15 protein-coding genes are annotated in these 18,417 nt (G+C 65.1%); 6 read left to right on the top strand and 9 right to left on the bottom strand.

The features are described from left to right. Position 1: 1 nt before the first annotated feature. The 4 genes from RMO95_RS14405 to RMO95_RS14390 all read right to left on the bottom strand — a co-directional run bounded on the left by RMO95_RS14405 (position 2) and on the right by RMO95_RS14390 (position 4,075). Entirely contained in the window at positions 2 to 892 is an 891-nt protein-coding gene (locus RMO95_RS14405; protein ID WP_310451336.1) for a branched-chain amino acid ABC transporter permease, read from the bottom strand. A 138-nt stretch (positions 893 to 1,030) separates the two neighbouring features. Continuing rightward, on the bottom strand, positions 1,031 to 2,974 hold the full coding sequence (locus RMO95_RS14400; protein ID WP_310451335.1) for a diguanylate cyclase domain-containing protein: 1,944 nt from the start codon (positions 2,972 to 2,974) through the stop codon (positions 1,031 to 1,033). Between the two features lie 28 nt (positions 2,975 to 3,002). Beyond that, the gene (locus RMO95_RS14395) at positions 3,003 to 3,632 is read right to left on the bottom strand and encodes a response regulator (protein ID WP_310451334.1); all 630 of its coding nucleotides are present in this window, start codon (positions 3,630 to 3,632) and stop codon (positions 3,003 to 3,005) included. Positions 3,633 to 3,640: 8 nt separating this feature from the next. After that, entirely contained in the window at positions 3,641 to 4,075 is a 435-nt protein-coding gene (locus RMO95_RS14390; protein ID WP_310451333.1) for a response regulator, read from the bottom strand. A gap of 652 nt (positions 4,076 to 4,727) precedes the next feature. Between RMO95_RS14390 and RMO95_RS14385 the strand changes: the two genes are divergently transcribed. Beyond that, positions 4,728 to 6,983, top strand: a complete 2,256-nt coding sequence (locus tag RMO95_RS14385; RefSeq protein ID WP_310451332.1) for a SulP family inorganic anion transporter — start codon at positions 4,728 to 4,730, stop codon at positions 6,981 to 6,983. 49 nt (positions 6,984 to 7,032) lie between these two features. Then, positions 7,033 to 7,932 (top strand): hypothetical protein, encoded by a 900-nt coding sequence (locus RMO95_RS14380; RefSeq protein ID WP_310451331.1) that lies wholly within the window; start codon positions 7,033 to 7,035, stop codon positions 7,930 to 7,932. A gap of 216 nt (positions 7,933 to 8,148) precedes the next feature. Here the strand turns inward: RMO95_RS14380 and RMO95_RS14375 are convergent, their stop codons facing one another. From RMO95_RS14375 to RMO95_RS14355, 5 genes are all read right to left on the bottom strand, one after another. Next, positions 8,149 to 8,502, bottom strand: a complete 354-nt coding sequence (locus tag RMO95_RS14375) for a type II toxin-antitoxin system PemK/MazF family toxin (protein ID WP_310451330.1) — start codon at positions 8,500 to 8,502, stop codon at positions 8,149 to 8,151. Then, entirely contained in the window at positions 8,492 to 8,722 is a 231-nt protein-coding gene (locus tag RMO95_RS14370) for an AbrB/MazE/SpoVT family DNA-binding domain-containing protein (protein ID WP_310451329.1), read from the bottom strand. The genes RMO95_RS14375 and RMO95_RS14370 overlap by 11 nt, the downstream gene beginning before the upstream one ends. A gap of 58 nt (positions 8,723 to 8,780) precedes the next feature. Then, complete coding sequence (locus RMO95_RS14365; protein WP_310451328.1) at positions 8,781 to 10,928, bottom strand: 3-hydroxyacyl-CoA dehydrogenase NAD-binding domain-containing protein; 2,148 nt, start codon at positions 10,926 to 10,928, stop codon at positions 8,781 to 8,783. A gap of 359 nt (positions 10,929 to 11,287) precedes the next feature. Beyond that, the gene (locus RMO95_RS14360) at positions 11,288 to 12,496 is read right to left on the bottom strand and encodes an acetyl-CoA C-acetyltransferase (RefSeq protein ID WP_310451327.1); all 1,209 of its coding nucleotides are present in this window, start codon (positions 12,494 to 12,496) and stop codon (positions 11,288 to 11,290) included. Beyond that, positions 12,496 to 13,638 carry an acyl-CoA dehydrogenase family protein gene (locus tag RMO95_RS14355; RefSeq protein WP_310451326.1) on the bottom strand — a complete coding sequence of 381 codons (1,143 nt, stop codon included), beginning with the start codon at positions 13,636 to 13,638 and terminating at the stop codon, positions 12,496 to 12,498. Before RMO95_RS14355 ends, RMO95_RS14360 begins: the two co-directional genes overlap by 1 nt. Positions 13,639 to 13,748: 110 nt before the next feature. Between RMO95_RS14355 and RMO95_RS14350 the strand changes: the two genes are divergently transcribed. Genes RMO95_RS14350 through RMO95_RS14335 form a run of 4 tightly spaced genes read left to right on the top strand, consistent with a single transcriptional unit; the run spans position 13,749 to position 17,473 of the window. Next, positions 13,749 to 15,413: an isovaleryl-CoA dehydrogenase gene (locus tag RMO95_RS14350; protein WP_310451325.1), complete on the top strand. Its 1,665-nt coding sequence runs from the start codon at positions 13,749 to 13,751 to the stop codon at positions 15,411 to 15,413. Continuing rightward, positions 15,413 to 16,126 (top strand): transglutaminase family protein, encoded by a 714-nt coding sequence (locus RMO95_RS14345; RefSeq protein ID WP_310451324.1) that lies wholly within the window; start codon positions 15,413 to 15,415, stop codon positions 16,124 to 16,126. The genes RMO95_RS14350 and RMO95_RS14345 overlap by 1 nt, the downstream gene beginning before the upstream one ends. Then, positions 16,123 to 16,884, top strand: coding sequence for a crotonase/enoyl-CoA hydratase family protein (locus RMO95_RS14340; protein WP_310451323.1), 762 nt, complete (start codon positions 16,123 to 16,125; stop codon positions 16,882 to 16,884). The genes RMO95_RS14345 and RMO95_RS14340 overlap by 4 nt, the downstream gene beginning before the upstream one ends. Then, on the top strand, positions 16,874 to 17,473 hold the full coding sequence (locus RMO95_RS14335; RefSeq protein ID WP_310451322.1) for a TetR/AcrR family transcriptional regulator: 600 nt from the start codon (positions 16,874 to 16,876) through the stop codon (positions 17,471 to 17,473). Before RMO95_RS14340 ends, RMO95_RS14335 begins: the two co-directional genes overlap by 11 nt. Positions 17,474 to 18,417 lie beyond the last annotated feature (944 nt).

The raw sequence follows: 18,417 nt of genomic DNA, 5'->3' as shown, positions 1-18,417 counted from the left end.
GTCACACCTTCTTGGTCAGGTTTTCGCCGAACAGGCCGTTGGGCTTGACTACCAGCATCACCAGCACCACCACGTAGGCCGCGATGTCCTTGAAACCTTCGGGCAGGTAGAAGCCGGCCAGCGATTCGACGATGCCGATCACCAGGCCGCCGACCAGCGCGCCGGGGATGCTGCCGAAGCCGCCGACCACCGCCGCCGGAAAAGCCTTGAGCCCGACGAAGCCCATGTTGGCATGGACGAAGGTGATCGGCGCCAGCAGCAGGCCGGCGACGCCGCAGATCGCCGAGGACAGGCCCCAGACCAGCATGTTCACGCGGCGCACCGGGATGCCCATGTAGAAGGCCGCGAGCTGGTTCTGCGAAGTCGCCTGCATCGCGATGCCGAGCCGCGTGTAGCGGAAGAACACATACAGCAGCGCGACCAGCGCCACCGTCGCCAGGATGATCACCAGGTGCTCGACCGAAACCACCAGCCCGCTGCCCTCGCCGCCGATCCAGATCACCTCGTCCTTCCAGGGCACCGGCAGCGTGTGGGTTTCGGTGCCCCAGTAGGGAATCATGGTGACCACGCCGCGCGCCAGATAGCCCAGGCCGATGGTGATCATCACCACGGTGAAGGCCGGCTGGCCGAGCAGGGGGCGCAGCACCAGGCGCTCGGTGCCCATGCCGACCAGCGCCATGGCGGCGATGGTGGCGACGAAGGCCAGGGCGAAGGGCAGGCCGATCACCGTCATGGCGGAGAGGCCGATGAAGCCGCCGATCATCATCAAATCGCCCTGGGCGAAATTGACGGTTTCGGTGGCCTTGTAGATCAGCACGAAGCCGAGGGCGATCAGCGCATAAATGCAACCGATCGCTGCTCCGCTGACGATCAATTGCAGGAGCTGCAACACCCGATATCTCCTCCCGGGAAAACTGCCGTATTGGCTTTCTTTTGGGCCCTGCTTCAGGTGTCAATTATGCATCAAGCGAGTTGGTTTGCGCGCCGCATCGCCGTGTCGCCAACACCAACTCTTGTCGATGCCGGGCGCTCAGACGCCTGTCGCGGCGAACACGCGGTAGCCGTTGCGCCCGGCCTGTTTTGCCTGGTACATCGCGATGTCGGCCTGCTTCATCAAATCGGCCGCATCGTCCTCGGCATGGGCTTCACGGATCGCGATGCCGATGCTTGCCGTCACCGTGAGCAGGTGGTCGGCGATACGGACCGGCTGGTGGATGGCATCGAGGACCTTGCCGGCCACGGCCGCCGCCTGGGCATGGGCGATCTCGGGCAGGACGATGACGAATTCGTCGCCGCCGGGCCGCGACACGGTGTCGCCGGCACGCACACAGGCCGCGAGCCGGCCCGCCATCTCGCGCAGGAGGCAGTCGCCGGCGTCGTGGCCGAGCGTGTCGTTGGTCTCCTTGAAATGATCGAGGTCGAGGAACATCACCGCCATGGGCCGGCCAAAGCGCCTGGCCTGTGCCAAGTCATGGTTCAGCCGATCGAGCAGCATGCGGCGGTTGGGCAATTTCGTCAGGCTGTCGAAAAACGCCAACTGCCGGGCATGCTCTTCGGCGTCTTTGAGGTCGGTGATGTCGCGGTTGCTGATGCGCCGTCCGAGGGGCCTGCCGTCCGGCGCAAATACCGCCCGACAGCCGTGCGCGATCCAGCGCAGTTCTCCCGTCTTGGTGACGATGCGGAATTCGAGCTGGACGCCCTCGCATCCGTAGGCATGCCGTAGATGTTCCTCGTAGGCGGGCCTATCCTCCGCATGCACGATGCGCCTGATCAGCCCCGGATCGGCGCTGAACTCCTCCCGGGAATAGCCGCTGATCCGTTCGCAGGCCGCGTTGACGTAGAGCAGCTCGCCGTTGGTTCCCAGCCAGTACTCCCAGCCGTAGGTGTAGTCGGCGATGGTGCGGAAGCGCTCCTCGCTTTCCCGCAGCGCCAGATCATTCATGACGCGCTCGCTCACGTCCTGTACCGTGCCGATGGAACGCAAGGGCTTGCCCTCGCTGTCGAAAACCGATTCGCACTGCTCCTGAACGTGCTTGACCCGGCCGTCGGCCAGCAGCAGGCGGTGGATGATTGCGTAGGGACGGTGCGTCTTCAGGGAGTCGGCGTAGGCGGCATCGACGCGCTGCCGATCGTCGGGATGGACCGCATTCAGGAAAGCGTCGTACGAGGCAGGACCGGCGTTCTTGTCGATTTCAAAAATGCGGTAGATCTCGTCGGACCACGTCAATGCATTGCGGCGGTGGTCCAGCGTCCAGTTGCCGATATGGGCAAGCCTTTGCGCTTCGGTCAGGCGCAATTCGCTTTCGGCAAGCTCATCCCTGGCAGCTTGCAAGGCCATCCACATCACGCCCAGCGTGGCCGCGACAAAAATCACGATATAGGCCAGCACGGAAACGGATTGCACGTGGCTGGGCTGATATAGATCGTCGATCTTCCCCGCCGTGAGGGTGAGCACCACGCGTGCGGCCGATGAGGCACCGAAACTCGCTATCACCACGGCGGTGAAGACTTGCGGCAGCCGCCCCTGCCTCGGCAAGGTGCTGAACAGGTAGCCGGCGATGCGGAAATACTGAAGCGCAACAATCGCGGAAAATGCCACGATACGCGCGGTGTTATCCGGCCTGACCAGCGACGACACCGTGATGAGCACGAAGCCCAGCGCCACCAGCAACCAGCCCGGAACATCCCTGTCCGGCGCGGCATGGAAGCTGCGCAGGCTGCGCAGCAACGGGATCGCCGCGGCAAACATGATCGTATCGGCAATCACCACGGCGACAAGATCCGGCACCCGCCCCCGCAGCGCCACCAGGCCCATTCCCAGCGCGAAAACCAGCAGGCTCCAGCCCCACAACTTCAGCGCCCGCATGCCGTGCCTGAGACTTCCGAACAGCAGCGACACCAGCCCCATCAGCACCGCCATGGCGACGGCGACGATGAGCAGGCTTCGCGTATCCAGGTAAACGGAGCTATTCATTGCAACAGCGCATTGCGACAGCTTGGTTTCATGCCGGTTTGTCGTCCGGCGCAAGCCGCGCCAGGAATCGTGTTTCGAACAGTGCCGCCGACACCGGCTTGCTGAACAGGTAGCCCTGCATTTCGTCGCAGTTCAGCAGGCGCAGCAGGCGTTGCTGCTCCTCGGTTTCGACACCTTCGGCCACCACCTTGAGTTTGCGCGATTGGGCCAGGTTGATGATGGTCGATACCAGTGCCAGGCCTTGCGGTCCGGCCGTCATCTCGATGACGAAGGAGCGGTCGATTTTCAGCGTATCCACCGGCAGCCGGGCGAGGTAGCTGAGCGAGGAGAAGCCGGTGCCGAAGTCGTCGATCGCGACTTCCTCGCCGACCTTGCCCGAAACCACGATGAACGGCAGGTCGAGGCCGCTTTCATTGGCAATTCGCAGCGCCTCCATGCCGTCGAATCCGGGAATCCGGCAATCGGACAGGATCAGGTCCCACGGCTTGTCGAGCAACGCCGCGCGCATCGCCGCAGCCGTCTCGACCCGTGCCGAACCCGGCTCGTAACCGCTCTGGCGCACCGCGTGCAGCAGCAGCTCGGCATCGTCGGCGGAATCCTCGACGATCAGTACGCGCAAAGGGCTGCGGGCTTCCTGCGGGGCGGCTCTCGCGTCCATGGAAAGGCCTAAACCCGCACCGGCGGCGCTTCGTTGAGAACCAGCCAGTAGAGCCCGAGCGTCTGTATCGTCGCATTGAACTGGTCGAAGTCCACCGGCTTGCGGATGTAGCTGTTGCAGCCCAGGTTGTAACCGGCAATCAAATCCGAGTCCTCCTTCGACGAGGTCAGTATGACGACCGGCACCAGTCTGAGCCGCGCGTCGGCGCGCATGCGTTGCAGAATATCGAGACCGGGAATCCTGGGCAGCTTGAGGTCGAGCAGCACCAGTGCGGGAACCGCGTTGCCGGCGTCGAACAAATAGTCCACGGCCTCCTCGCCGTCGCGCGCGACCTTGACCGGATTGGCGATGCCGTTCTTCTTCAGCGAGCGCAGCGTGAGCGCCTCGTCATCCGGATTGTCTTCAATCAGCAGTATCAGCCCCTTGTGCATTTCAGGTGTCATCGCGCCTCCTCACCAATGTCGGCAAGCCGGGCGATCGGATGCGGCGGCACGATCGCAAAGTCACCAACACATTGCACTTGGCGCAGCGCAGGCGCAGGTACCTGCCACGCTTCACGCCGTATGGCGCACGCACTTACCGACGCGGCCGCGAGAGCTGGCGATGGAACCCTGCAATTTCACGCACATCCAATCTCCGCACCCTGCGCGCACCATTTTCGGTTCTTAGGGAGCGGTGGAATTGATCTACGTCAAGAGTATGTAAGCATAATTCAGCCTTGCCGAATCGCTATCCGAGTCATGCCGATGGCATATGTCGGCAGGGCGTGGCATTGTTTCCAACGCGATTGACCGTCGAGTGGACTATTGCGGGACCAATGCCGATGCACGCACCGCAGCCGGTCAAATTCCATCACGAATGACCGCTGTGGCAATGACGCGCGACGCTTGCGCATAGGTCGAGCATCGGCAACCGGGATGGCGCAGCTTCCACTGTCCGGTTGTAGCGGCGGCGCGGGCGCCGGGCCGCCGTGGCGCCATCGTCAACTCCCTCGCGCGAATTGCGCGTCGGCACGCCGTTATTCGCCCCGATAGTTGTTTAGAATTGAAGTATCGCTTCTCCGGCAAATGCGCCCGCCATACGCTCGCATCATCAATGTCGAATCGATCAACCACGAGCAGGGGCCCCGTCGGGAATTTCGCCGGTCCCGCATTCCCCGGCGATTTTCTCGGCCCGCTGACGGCGTCGCTGGTCAGCATCCCGATCGAGGCGAACTACGGCATCATCGCCTTCGCGGCCCTCGGCCCGTCCTTCATGGCGGTCGGCGTGCTGGCGGCGATCCATTGCGCGCTGGTCGCCAACCTGGTCGCCGCGCTCACCACGGCGCGGCCGGGCTTGCTCGGCGGCACGCGGCCAACCCTGGTACTGGCGGTGGCCGTGCTGATCGGCGATCTGGCGGCGAAGCTGCGCGTGAACGGCGAGCCTGATGTTCCGCTGATACTCGCCTTCACCATGCTGACGCTGGCCATGGCCGGGGTCGCCCAGCTACTGATGGGCTTGACCAATATCGGCCGCCTGTTCAAGTACATGCCTTTTCCGGTGCTCGCCGGTTTCGTCAATGGCGCAGCGCTGCTGATCCTGCTTTCGGCCCTGCGCCCTTTGCTGGGCCTGCCGGGCGTGTCCTCGTGGCAGGGGTTTTCCGACCAGTTGGCGACGGTGCAGCCGGGCGCCGTGCTGGTCGGGCTCGCCACCGCGGCGATCGCGCTGCGGCCGCCGCGCTTCGCGTCGAGGCTGCCGCCCCTGATGGTGGCGTTGGCCGGCGGCCTGCTGCTGCATTACCTGATCGCCGCGCTGGCGGGGCCGGAGCGGGCCGGCGCCACGCTCGGTGCGGTGGCCAGCAAATGGCCGGACTTCGATGTGCTGCGCGGATTCCAGACCATCTTCGGCGACCCGCAGCTGCGGGCCATGGTGCCCGCGCTGATTCCCTCGGCCTTCGGCCTGGCGCTGCTGGCCACCGTGGAATCCCTGCTTACGGCGTCGGTGGTCGACGGCCTGCTGCACCAGCGCCACCACTCGAACCGGGAGCTGCTGTCGCAGGGGCTGGCCAACGTGCTTGGCGCCTGCGCCGGCGGCCTGATGAGCGCAGCCGGTCTTTCGCGTTGCGCCAACAACGTGCGTGCCGGGGCACGCACGCGCTGGTCGGCATTGACCTATGCGCTGATTGCGGCGGGTATGTTGTACCTCGTCGAGATGATCGCTTACCTGCCGTTGGCCGTGACCGGCGGGCTGCTGGTCGCCGTGGCCTGGATCATGGTGGACGAATGGAGCCGGCGTTTGCCGCGGCAACTGCTGCAGGGCCACGGCCTGACCGGCAGCCAGCACCGCACGCTGCTGGCGAACTACCTGGTGATGCTGGCCGTGGTCGTCACCGCCGTGGCGACCAGCCTGATCACGGCCGTGTTCGTCGGCGTGGTCGGCGCCATGCTGCTCTTCGTGCGCCGCAACAGCGGCAACGTGATCCGCCGCGAACTGCACGGCAACCACCATCACTCGCTGCGCCAGCGCAGCATCTCGCGCATGCGCGAACTGGAGCGCGAAGGCTGGCGCATCGTGCTGCTGGAACTCGACGGTTCCCTGTTCTTCGGCACGGCCGATCGGCTTGCACGCGAAATCGAAGGTTTTGCGAGCAAGGCCGAATACCTGATCCTGGACTTCCGCCGGGTGACCGAAATCGACGTGACGGGCGCGCGCATCCTGCAGCAGGCGACCCGCGAAGTATCGGCAAAACATTGCCAGCTGGTTTTTGCCTCGGTCAAGCCGGATGGCGCCCGCGGCCGCATGCTGGCGATGCTGGGCGGTGCCGGACTGCCGGAGCGACGCTTCTGGTTCGATGCCGCGGACGATGCCATGGAATGGGCGGAGGAAGACCTGCTGGCCAAGTTCGATCTGCCCGAGCCCCGCGACCGGCTCTTGTCGGTGCGGGAAACCCAGCTCGGCCGCAGCCTCGACAAGGATGATCTGCGGATAGTGCAGGACGCCTTGACCGAGCTGCGCATCGAGCGCGGCGCGCCGATCTTCAGCACCGGCGACAAGGCCGACGGACTCTACGTGGTGATTGCGGGCAGCGTCAGCGTCTACCTGCGCGGCGACAAGGGCCAGGGCCGCAAGCGCGTCGCCTCGCTGGCGCCCGGCGTGGTCTTCGGCGAGATGGGCCTGCTTGACGGCCTGCCGCGCTCGGCCGATCTGATCGCTGACGAGGGCAGCGTGGTGCTCAAGCTGACGCGGGCGCATTTCGACGAAATTCGGCGCAGCCATCCCGACATCGCGGCGACCATCCTGTTCAACCTGAGCACCGAGATGGCAACGCGGCTGCGCTACGTGAATCTTGAACTGCAGGAAGCGTCGGCCTAGAAGCGGCGCACCGCCTGGCCGGCGATGGCATAATCGTTTCACCGCCTCGGTGTCCCGCGAGCCGCCTCTTTCCATTCCGTACATGCAACTCGATATCTTCGAGCACAGCCGCGACGTGGTCTTGCGCAACGCGGTCATCGATGCCTTGCGCCTGCGCGATGCCGGTGCCTGTGCGCATGCAATCGCCGCGCTTGCGGCCGAGTACGGCGCCGATCCACTGCTGCCGGCCTTCGGCCTGCTCAGCGAGAAATTGCATACGCTTCTTCCCACTCCGCTGGCGCGCGAGGCGGCTATCGCGCTTGTGCAGGAAACCCGGAGCGCCGTGACGGCAGCGGCACACGCGGTGTTCGGCAACTCGGCGCAGGCCTGGCTTGCACCTGTTTGGACCGAGCTGGCGGCGGCCATCGCCCCTTACCCGTTCCAGCCCGATGACGAGGAACTGCACGCCGCGGCCTTGCTGCTGCGGGCCGGTCGCTGGACCGAGGCCGTCGCGAGTATCGAGGGCATCGCGTCATGGCGACGGCAGCCGGCGCCGCTGGCCTGGATGATCGAAGCCCGCAGCCGATGCGCTGATTTCGCGGCGATCTGGCCGCTGCTGGCGGAGCTGGCCTGGATGGCGCCGCGACGTGCGCAGGCGCTCGCGTCACGGCTGGCCTTGCCCGAGCTCGACCGCCTGCTGCGCGGCTTCGATGCCGAGTTCGAGGGCGAGGGCGCGGCGGAGGACTTCGCCTGGTTCCCGGCCTGGGTGCTGATCGCCGACAGGCGCCATGCGGCGGGCCTGCGGCTGGTCCAGGATGGCGCGCATACGCGGCCGGAAACCTGCGCCCGCATCGTGCTCGGCCTGCTCGCGCTCGAGCGCCAGGGGCGTCATGGCGAACTGGTCGAGGGGCGTCGTAAACTGCGCGAAGCACATCCCGTGCTGTTCGCGCGCTACATGCAGGACAGATAGAAGGACTGCAAAGCATATAGGGAGGCGCTGATCAAGTGTCAAATCGTCATTCCGGCGAATGCCGAAATCCAGAAGAATCAAGGCGCTGGACACCGGCGTTTGCCGGTGTGACGGCTTATTCAGCACTTCCATAGGCACAGCACTGCCGCCTCACTGTCCCTGCGCAACCGCTCAAGCTCGCGGACGAACCTGTCTTGCGGGCTCAGGCCTGCTGGATCACCCGCCTCTGGCTGGCGTCTGAAACAGTTGTGACAGTGCGGCTTTGACGTTCTTTGCATCCGTCGCCGACAGCCGCCCGAGTTCGCCGCGCACGACGCGGTGATCCAGGGTAAACAGCTTGAAGCGGAGTATCGAGGGCACCGGCAGGCCGGCGGTGGCGAGATCGCGGATCGGGCAGTCGAGCGGCCAGGACGGGTTCGAGACCGAGGTGATCATCGCCATCACCGAATGCCCGGCCGGCGTGTTGAAGGCATCGGCGTCCGAGAGCACGAGAGCCGGACGGTTCTTTGTGGCGTTGCGGTCGGTGAAAGGGAAGGGCACGCGCACTACCGCAAAGCGCTCAAAGCTCACGGTAGGCTTCCTCGTCGGCGCTGCTCGCCCACTCGGTAAGCGTACCTTCGACGGCGCGCAGGTAGTCGATGTCCATCGGCTGCACCCGGCGGACAGTCGCCGTCCCGTCAGCGCCGACTTCCCAGGCGATCAGGTCGCCGGCCGAGACCTTCAGCGCGGCGCGCACATCTTGCGGAATGGTGGTCTGGCCCTTGGCGGTAATTTTGGCGACGGCTAGCATGACGTACTCCGGTAAGGATTGCATTACATTCTTACTGTACAGACAAGCCAAACCGGAATCAAGGATAGAAACGATCTCCCCTGGCCGCCATGTCGCGCAGGATTTTCGGTGCGGCAAAGCGCGGGCCATGTTTTGCCGCGAGACCATCCAGCTTCGCTACGGCTTGCGCCAGTCCCAGCGTATGCAGCCAGCCGATCGGCCCGCCGCGGAAGGGCGGGTAGCCCCAGCCGAGGATGGCGCCGACATCGGCATCGATGGGCGCGCGCAGCACTTTCTCTTCCAGGCAGCGCGCGGTTTCGACCGACTGCACCAGGATCAGGCGTTCGACGATGTCATCGAGGCTGATCATCGCCGTGCCGTCAGCACCAACTCTTGTAGGGAACTGCTGTGCCAGCCCGGACCACAAATGCTTCGGCCCGTCCGCCGGGTAGTCGTAGAAGCCGGCGCCGGACTTGCGGCCGAGCCGGCCCAGTTCCGCCACCATCTTCGCCGCGACGCGATCGGCGGCGCGTTCGACATAAGCCTTGCCCAGATCGGCGCGGGTCTGCTGCGCGATCTTGTGCACCAGCTCGATCGAAACTTCGTCGGCCAGCGCCAGCGGCCCCACCGGCATGCCGGCGATCAGCCCGGCCTTGTCGATCAGCGCCGCCGGCACGCCTTCTTCCAAGAGCGCCATGCCTTCCGAAACATAGGTGCCGAAGACGCGGCTGGTGTAGAAGCCGCGCGAATCATCGACCACGATCGGCGTCTTGCCGATGGCGCGCACGTAATCCATCGACCGCGCCAGCGTCGCGTCCGAGGTCGCCTTGCCGACGATGATCTCGACCAGCGGCATCTTCTCCGCCGGCGAGAAGAAATGCAGGCCGATGAAATTCGCCGGACGCACGGACGCTTCGGCCAGCCCGGTGATCGGCAGGGTCGAGGTGTTGGAGGCGAAGATCGCATCAGGCGCGATCACGGCCTCGGTCTTCTTCGTCACCTCGGCCTTGATTTCGCGCTTCTCGAACACCGCCTCGATCACCAGTTCGCAGCCTTTGAGATCGGCATAGTCGGCGGTGGGATGGATGTGCGCCAGCAGCGCGTCGACCGCCTGCTGGGTCATGCGTCCCCTGGCGACCTGCTTGCCCCACTGCTTGGCGGCGTAGGCCTTGCCCTTCTCGGCCGCCTCCTGGGAGGTATCGAGCAGCACGATATCGATGCCGGCCGTGGCGGTGGACATGGCGATGCCGGCGCCCATCATGCCGGCGCCGAGCATGCCGATCTTCGTGTATTTCTGCGTCGCCACGTCGGCGGGACGCGAGGCCAGCTTGTTGGCTTCCTGCATGCCGAAGAACAGGCTGCGGATCATGTTCTTCGACACCGGCGACATCACCAGATTGGTGAAGTAGCGCGCCTCGATGGCGAGCCCGGTGTCGAGGTTGGTCGACAGCCCCTCATAGACGCAGGACAGGATGTGCTTCGGCGCCGGGTAGTTGTCGTAAGTCTTCTCGCGCAGCATGGCGTTGGCTGCCATCAGCATCTGCATGCCGCCCGGCGTGTTTGGTCCGCCGCCGGGAATCTTGAAACCTTTCGTATCCCAGGGCTGCAGCGGCTTGGCGCCGGAGGCGATGGCATCCTGCACCCACTTGCGTGCCGCCTGGCGTTCTTCGCCCACGGCCACCACGGCATGGATCATGCCGATCTTCTGCGCCTCGGCGGCCTTGATGCGCTTGCCTTCCATCAGCAGCGGTGCTGCGGCCATCATGCCGGCCAGCCGCGGCAGGCGCTGCGTGCCGCCGGCGCCAGGCAGCAGCCCCAGCGTGACTTCGGGGAAGCCAAAACGCGCCTTCGGATTGTCGGCCGCGACGCGGTAATGGCAGGCCAGCGCGATTTCCATGCCGCCGCCCAGCGTCGTGCCATTGAGCGCCGCGGCGACGGGCTTGCCGCCCAACTCGATGCCGCGCATCAGCTTATGCCAGTCGCTGATCGCCGCGTGGAAGGCGGCTGCATCGGTGGCGGCGCCGAGTTCGGCGAGGTCGCCGCCGGCGATGAAATCCTTCTTCGCCGAGGCAACCACGATGCCTTTCACCGCCGGGTCGGCCAGCGCCTGCTGCATGGCCTTGGCATAGGCGCCCATCGAGGTTGCGTTGAGGATGTTCTGCGATTTGCCCGGGTAGTCGAATTCGACGGTGGCGATGCCTTCTGCATCGACGGAATAGTTCAGCATGTCAGTGGCTCCAGAGTGCCGTGTGAGTCTGCAATGGGTCAAAGGCGTTGATTTGCGATACTTTGGGAGCGCCAAGGACGACGGGGGTCCTCCTCCGTCCATGTCCCCCGGGCCGAAAAGGCGCCGGCCCTCCTCCTTTACTTCCCGGAGGAGGACCCCCGCCATCCTTGGCGGGATAGGCCTGCGCATAGCAACCGAAAATCCGCGACGGCATCACCTGATCGGGAGGGTGGGATGTTCTGCGCAGCGAAGTAAAGAAGGAGGAGGAGCCCGAAGGGCGACGACGGATGACATGAGCAGCGCAGAATGCCCCGCCCTCCCGATCCCGCACAATCGACAATTCCGCGTCGGTTTTCATTTCAAACCCGCTCGATGATCGTTGCCGTTCCCATCCCCGCACCAACGCAGAGCGTGGCAAGCCCGGTGGAAAGATCGCGCCGCTCGAGCTCGTCGAGCAGGGTACCGAGGATCATGGCGCCAGTGGCACCGAGCGGATGGCCCATGGCGATGGCGCCGCCATTGACGTTCATCCTGTCGTGCGCGACGTTCAGCACCTGCATGAATCGCAGCACTACGGCGGCGAAGGCTTCGTTGAGTTCGAACAGGTCGATGTCGCCGATCTTCATGCCGGCGCGCTTGAGGGCTTTTTCCACAGCATACGAAGGCCCGGTCAGCATGATCGAGGGCTCGGAGCCGATCGAGGCGAAGGAGCGTATCCGTGCGCGCGGTTTCAGACCCAGCGCCGCACCCATTTCCCTGGTGCCGAACAGCACGGCGGCGGCACCATCGACGATGCCGGAACTGTTGCCGGCGTGATGCACGTGCTCGATGCGCTCGACTTCCGGATAGCGCTGCAGCATCACGCTGTTGAAGCCGTATTTTTCGCCCTGCTCCTGGAAGGCCGGCTTGATCTGCGCCAGCGACTCCCGGGTAGTTTCCGGCCGCATGTATTCGTCGCGATCAAGCATGACGAGGCCGTTGATGTCCTTCACCGGCACGATCGATCGGGCGAAGCGCCCTTCGTCCCAGGCCGTCTTGGCGCGGCGCTGCGATTCGGCAGCGTAGGCATCGACGTCCTGGCGCGAGAAGCCCCACTTGGTGGCGATCAGGTCGGCGGAAATGCCCTGCGGCACGAAGGCGGTCTTCGCCGCCACCTGCGGATCGATCGGCCAGGCGCCGCCGGAGGAAAACATCGGCACGCGCGACATCGATTCGACGCCGCCGCCCACGACGAGGTCGGCCTGGCCGGACATGATCTGCGCCGCGGCCTGGTTGCAGGCCTCCAACCCCGAGGCGCAGAAGCGGCTGACGGTGACGCCCGGTGCGCTGGTCGCGTAGTCGGCATACAAGGCGGCGACGCGCGCGATGTCGGCGCCCTGCTCGCCGACCGGCTCGACGCAGCCGAGGATCACGTCGTCGACCTTCGAGGTGTCGAGATTGTTGCGGTCGCGCAGCGCGCGCAAGGCGGTCGCTGCGAGGTGGATCGGCGTCGCCTGATTCAGCGCGCCGCCCTGCTTGCCCTTGCCGCGCGGCGTGCGCAGGGCGTCGAAGATATAGGCTTCGGTCATTACAGGCTCCTGCTGATGAGTTCTTTCATGATTTCATTGGTGCCGCCGTAGATGCGCTGCACGCGGGCATCGGCCCAGGCGCGGGTGATCGGATATTCCCACATGTAGCCATAGCCGCCGAAGAGTTGCACGCACTCGTCCATGACCTTGAACTGCAGGTCGCTGCACCAGTACTTGGCCATCGAGGCCGTGGCCGGGTCGAGCTTGTTTTCCAGCAGCAGCTCGATGCAGCGGTCGACGAAGACGCGGCCGATCTGGATTTCGGTCTTGAGTTCGGCCAGCTTGAAGCGGGTGTTCTGGAACTTGGCGATCTCCTGGCCGAAGGCCTTGCGCTCGTTCGTATATTGGACGGTCCAGCCCAGCGCCGCTTCGGCCGAGGCGATCGCGATCACGGCGATCTGCAGGCGCTCCCAGGGCAGTTCCTGCATCAGGTAGACGAAGCCGTTGCCCTCGTCGCCGAGCAGGTTTTCCGCCGGCACCCTGACGTTGTCGAAGAACAGCTCGCAGGTGTCCTGCGCCTTCATGCCGGCCTTGTGCAGCGGCTTGGCCTTGGTGAAGCCGGGCATCGAGGTGTCGACCACCAAGAGGCTGGTGCCCTTCGCTCCTTTCGCCGGGTCGGTCTTGGCGACGACGATGACCAGGTCGCAGAGATAGCCGTTGGTGATGAAGATCTTCGAGCCGTTCACGATGTAATGGTCGCCATCCTTCACTGCCGTGGTGCGCACGCCCTGCAGATCGGAACCCGCCGCCGGCTCGGTCATGGCGATGGCCGCGATCATCTCGCCGCTGGCCATTTTCGGCAGGTATTTCTGCTTCAGCGTCTCGCTGCCGTAGTGCAGCAGGTAGGGCGCGACGATCTCGGAATGCAGTCCCCAGCCCAGGCCCGTGGCATTGATGCGCGCCGCCTCTTCCATGACGATGACCGAGAAGCGCTTGTCCACGCCGACCCCGCCGTATTCTTCCGGCATGGTCGCGCAGAGGAAGCCGGCGGCGCCGGCCTTGGTCCATATCTCGCGATCGACATGGGATTGCTCCTCCCAGCGCGCGTGGTGGGGGGCGACTTCCTGTTCCATGAAACGGCGCGCGGTATCGCGAAAGGCTTCGTGGTCGGCATCGAACAGGGTGCGCGGAATCGACATCATGGCGGCTTCTCCGGTTACTGCGGAAGGGCAGCCATGCTACCAAGCAAGCGCTTGCTTGACAAGGAATGGGGCCGGGGCAAAAATGGCCGACTCGCATTGGAGGACAGGCCATGATTCCTACACCACCCATAATGACCACCACGCATGAAGTGCTGAACCAGGCCCATGCGCTGGAGAACTACAACGCCTACGCCAACAACCTGCCGCTGCAGGAGGCGGTGAAGACGCAAGGCGCCGGCTGGGCGCAGGACTGGCTGATCGCGCGCGGCGCCGAGGTCGGCAGCGCGGAGTGGATCGAGCACGGCCGCCTGGCCAACGTGAATATCCCGCAACTCAGGCTGTTCGACCGCTACGGCAACCGCCGCGACGAGGTCGAGTTCCATCCCTCGTGGCACGAGTGCTTGGGCTGGCTCAAACGCAACGGCTGCGACACCGGGCCCTGGGCCGAACCCAAGCCCGGCGCCCACGTCGCCCGCGCCGCGGCCTACGTGATGTTCGCCGAGATCGAGGACGGCTCGCTGTGCCCGACCACCATGACCTACGGCGCGGTGCCGGTGCTCAAGCATGTGCCGGAAATCGCCCGCGACTGGATGCCCAAGCTGCTCTCGCGCGACTACGACAAACGCTTCATTCCGGCCGCGCAGAAGACCGGCGTGCTGATCGGCATGGGCCTCACCGAGAAGCAGGGCGGCTCGGACGTGCGCGCCAACACCACGCGCGCCGAACGCATGGACGACGGAAGCTGGCGCATCACCGGCCACAAGTGGTTCCTCTCGGCGCCGATGTGCGACGCCTTCCTGGTCACCGCGCAGTCGCCCAAGGGCCTGTCCTGCTTCTTCGTGCCGCGCTGGACGCCGGACGGCAGGCTCAACGAACTGCGCATCCAGCGTTTCAAGGACAAGCTGGGCGACCGCTCGAATGCCGGCACCGAAATGGAGTTCTGGGGCTCGCAAGGCTGGCTGGTCGGCGAGGAAGGACGCGGCATTCCGACCGTGCTGGAGATGGGCGTCTATACGCGCCTCGATTGCGCCATCGGCAGCACCGGCATCATGCGCGGCGCGCTGTCGCAGGCCATGCACCACGCCGGATTGCGTTCCGCCTTCGGCAAGCTGCTGCGCGATCAACCGCTGATGATGAACACGCTGGCCGACATGGCGCTCGAAACCGAGGCGGCGACGGCCTTGTCGATGCGCCTCGCGCGCGCCTTCGACGCGCAGGAGCAGGGTAACGATGGAGCGGAAAGCCTGCTGCGCCGCATCCTCACACCGGTAGCCAAGTTCTGGATCTGCAAGCGCTGCCCGACGCTGGTGGCCGAGGCCATGGAGGTGCATGGCGGCAACGGCTATGTCGATGAAGGGCCGATGCCGCGCCTGTTCCGGCAGAGCCCCTTGAACTCCATCTGGGAAGGCTCGGGCAACGTCATGTGCCTCGACACGCTGCGCGCCATGGGACGCAGTCCGAAGAGCGTCGAAGTGCTGGCCGCCGAAATCGCGCCGGCGCTGGGGAAGAACCGCGCCTTCGACGCCTTCGCGGCCAAGCTGAAAGACGGCTTGGCCAATCCGCAGGACATCGAAATGCGCGGCCGCGAGCTGACCCAGGGCATCGCGCTGGCGATGCAGGGCGCGTTGCTGCTACGCCACGCGCCGGGCTTTGTGGCCGAAGCCTTCTGTGCCTCGCGCCTGACGCCCAACCATTGGGGTACGGTGTTCGGCACGCTGCCGGCGGCGACGGATTTCAAGGCGCTGCTCGATCGCGCCTGGCCGGGTCAAGCCTGATGACGGCGATCGATCCGGCCTGGCTGGCCGCCACCGAATTCATCGACCACGAGCATCCGGCGATCCGCGAATTCGTTGCCGCAAGAGTTGGCGCTTGCCGGCCCGCGAAGCGGAATTCCCGGCAGACAGAGTCCGGCACGGCGAAACAGCAAGCCCTTAGCCTTTACTACGCCGTGCGCGACGGCATTCGCTACGATCCCTACAGCGCCAGCATGCAGCGCGAGGCGATGCGCGCCAGCACGACCCTGGTCAAGCGCGTCGGTTACTGCGTGCCCAAGGCCCTGCTGTATGCGGCCTGTCTGCGCGCCGTGGGCATTCCGGCGCGGCCGGGATTCGCCGACGTGAGGAACCACCTGTCCACAGAAAAGCTCGATCGCCTGATGGGCACCGACATCTACGCCTGGCACGGCTACGTCAGCCTGTGGCTCGACGGCAAGTGGGTCAAGGCGACGCCGGCCTTCAACCTGGAGATGTGCCAGCGCTTCGGCGTGCTGCCGCTGGATTTCGACGGCGAGCACGACTCGCAGATGCATCCCTACAACTCGTCCAACCAGCGCCACATGGAATACGTCAAGCAGCGCGGCGAATTCGACGACCTGCCCTATGACGAACTGGTGGCCGACATGCTGCGCATGTACCCGCAACTGGTCGCCGTCAGCGAAGGACAGGCCGGCGACTTCGACCACGAGGCGATCGCCCGGCCCGCAGCATGAGCGTTCACATCGAACGCCAGGGCGCGGTGACCACGGTCATCATCGATCGTCCCGCGCCACGCAACGCCATCGACCGCGCCACGGCGATAGCGCTGGCCGACGCTTTCCGCGCCTTCGATGCCGATCCGACGGCATCGGTGGCGGTGCTCTGCGGCGCGGGCGGCCACTTCTGCGCCGGCGCCGACCTGAAATCCTTTGTCGCCAATCCCGGCGAATGGCAATTGAATGAAGATGGCGACGCGCCGCTAGGGCCGACCCGCATGCTCTTGTCCAAACCGGTGATCGCCGCGGTGTCCGGCTACGCCGTGGCCGGCGGCCTGGAACTCGCGCTCTGGTGCGACCTGCGCGTGGTCGAGCAATCCGCCACCTTCGGCGTCTTCTGTCGGCGCTGGGGCGTGCCGCTGATCGACGGCGGCACCATCCGCCTGTCGCGCCTGATCGGCCATTCGCGTGCGCTGGACCTGATCCTCACCGGCCGGCCGGTCGGCGCCGACGAGGCGTTTGCCATGGGTCTAGCCAATCGTGTGGTGGCCGATGGCGAGGCGCGCGCCGCAGCCGAAGCGCTGGCCGCGCAGATCGCCGCCTTGCCGCAGACCTGCATGCGTCACGATCGGCTTTCGAGCTACGAACAATGGGGCCTGCCGCTGCCCGAGGCATTGAAGAACGAATGCCGCCACGGCCGGATTTCGCTCGACAGCGGCGATGCGCAATCCGGCGCCGACCGCTTCCGCCAGGGCGAGGGCCGCCATGGCGACTAAGCGCAAGTCTGCCCAGGCCGAGGAGACCAACCGCCGCGCCGATATCGTGCGCGCCGCGAGCCGGCTGTTCGCCCAAAAGGGCTACGCGGCGACGACGATCCGCGACATCGCCGGGGCCGTCGACATGCGTTCGGGATCGCCCTTCTACCACTTCAAGACCAAGCAGGACATGTTGCGCGCCGTGGCGCTGGAAGGCATAGGCGCGATCAACGCCGCGGTGGCGCGGGCCGCCGCTTCGGGCAAGCCACCGCGCGCCACCTTCGAGGCCATGCTGCGGGCGCACCTGGACCAGTTGCTGGGCGAGCAGGGGCGCGACTTCGCCGCCACGCTGCTGCACGAGAGCCGGCATCTCGACGCCGCGGCGCAGGCCGAAGTCGTGGCGCTCAAGGACAGCTACGAAACCATGTGGCAGAAGGCGCTCAAGGATTTGAAACAGGTCGGCCTGATCGCCGACGACAGCCGCGTCACGCGCCTGTTCCTGCTCGGCGCGCTGAACTGGACCGTGCAGTGGTACCGGCCGGACGGCGGCAAGAGCGTCGCGCAGATCGCAAAGCAGCTTTCGTCGCTGCTGTTGAAACCCCCTACGTAAGCCCACCGGGCGGGGTGGCCGCGTCGCCGGCCCTGGTTCGCCGGCCTGCGGCTGCCCTCACTGCGGGGCCGCGCCAGGCCGCTGGCTAAACTAGCCGCTGCCGATGAAGCCGGCATCGTCGTCGGACAACGCCAGCGGACTTCCCCTGGCACGGCTCCTCGCATCGGCGGCTCTCAAGGGCCGCCGCCGCAACCACCCCGCCCTGCGCCGGACGCTGAATGCTGGACGGCTATTTGGCGACGGCGTATTCTGGCGCGAGCGGCGGAAACGTGACGAGCGAAAGCCGTTTCAGCAGGTAACGGTTTCGCGACCGCCTTTCGCGCTCTCTCCGAATGGACGGGTCGTTGATGTGCAAGCTTTTTCTTTACCGCAATGCCTTTACTTCCGTCGGTGTTGACGGGATGTATTCCCTCATGACGCAGGACATCGCGTTGTTACAGATCCACATTTGGCATTAGGGATTTCTCTACATGACATCGGACACTCTAGACTATGGGCCGTGAACTCAAAAGACTAAAGCGCCGCAAGGACGTCGTATCAAGGTTGGATAGCCTGCTTGAGCAGGCCGCGACGACCTTGGTCATTCACTATTCATGCGAGAGTTTCTACGATAAGACTGACGGCAAAACACCCCGCGTCACATCTCTCGCCGTTAGAAATCTTGCTTCAGGGCAAACCGACTCGTTTTCGATTCATCAAATAGCAGAGGAACTGCACGTCCCCTTCGAGCAAATCACTGAGCATTACGACGCACTCGAACGCCAGATGCTAGTATAACAACACGTAAATAACGAAACATGTATTATGCTGTCGCATACCCATCCCATGACGAGGAGTTGGCTATGCGACAGACGGAACTGCATCTCACCGACGAGGATCGTGAGTTGATCGATTCGTACCGAGCGAAAGGTCTGCACCATGCGCGGGAAGTCAATCGAGCGCAT

The organism is Sulfuritalea sp., assembly GCF_031426875.1.
Classification (GTDB): domain Bacteria; phylum Pseudomonadota; class Gammaproteobacteria; order Burkholderiales; family Rhodocyclaceae; genus Sulfuritalea.
This window is presented reverse-complemented; position numbering and strand designations above follow the sequence as displayed.

Excerpts from the sequence above, each read along its gene's own strand:
- RMO95_RS14390 (WP_310451333.1), bottom strand. The coding sequence starts at position 4,075 with ATGACACCTGAAATGCACAAGGGGCTGATACTGCTGATTGAAGACAAT.
- RMO95_RS14370 (WP_310451329.1), bottom strand. The coding sequence starts at position 8,722 with ATGCTAGCCGTCGCCAAAATTACCGCCAAGGGCCAGACCACCATTCCG.
- RMO95_RS14360 (WP_310451327.1), bottom strand. The coding sequence starts at position 12,496 with ATGACCGAAGCCTATATCTTCGACGCCCTGCGCACGCCGCGCGGCAAG.
- RMO95_RS14345 (WP_310451324.1), top strand. The coding sequence starts at position 15,413 with ATGACGGCGATCGATCCGGCCTGGCTGGCCGCCACCGAATTCATCGAC.
- RMO95_RS14355 (WP_310451326.1), bottom strand. The coding sequence starts at position 13,638 with ATGATGTCGATTCCGCGCACCCTGTTCGATGCCGACCACGAAGCCTTT.
- RMO95_RS14335 (WP_310451322.1), top strand. The coding sequence starts at position 16,874 with ATGGCGACTAAGCGCAAGTCTGCCCAGGCCGAGGAGACCAACCGCCGC.
- RMO95_RS14395 (WP_310451334.1), bottom strand. The coding sequence starts at position 3,632 with ATGGACGCGAGAGCCGCCCCGCAGGAAGCCCGCAGCCCTTTGCGCGTA.
- RMO95_RS14350 (WP_310451325.1), top strand. The coding sequence starts at position 13,749 with ATGATTCCTACACCACCCATAATGACCACCACGCATGAAGTGCTGAAC.
- RMO95_RS14385 (WP_310451332.1), top strand. The coding sequence starts at position 4,728 with ATGTCGAATCGATCAACCACGAGCAGGGGCCCCGTCGGGAATTTCGCC.
- RMO95_RS14340 (WP_310451323.1), top strand. The coding sequence starts at position 16,123 with ATGAGCGTTCACATCGAACGCCAGGGCGCGGTGACCACGGTCATCATC.
- RMO95_RS14400 (WP_310451335.1), bottom strand. The coding sequence starts at position 2,974 with ATGAATAGCTCCGTTTACCTGGATACGCGAAGCCTGCTCATCGTCGCC.
- RMO95_RS14365 (WP_310451328.1), bottom strand. The coding sequence starts at position 10,928 with ATGCTGAACTATTCCGTCGATGCAGAAGGCATCGCCACCGTCGAATTC.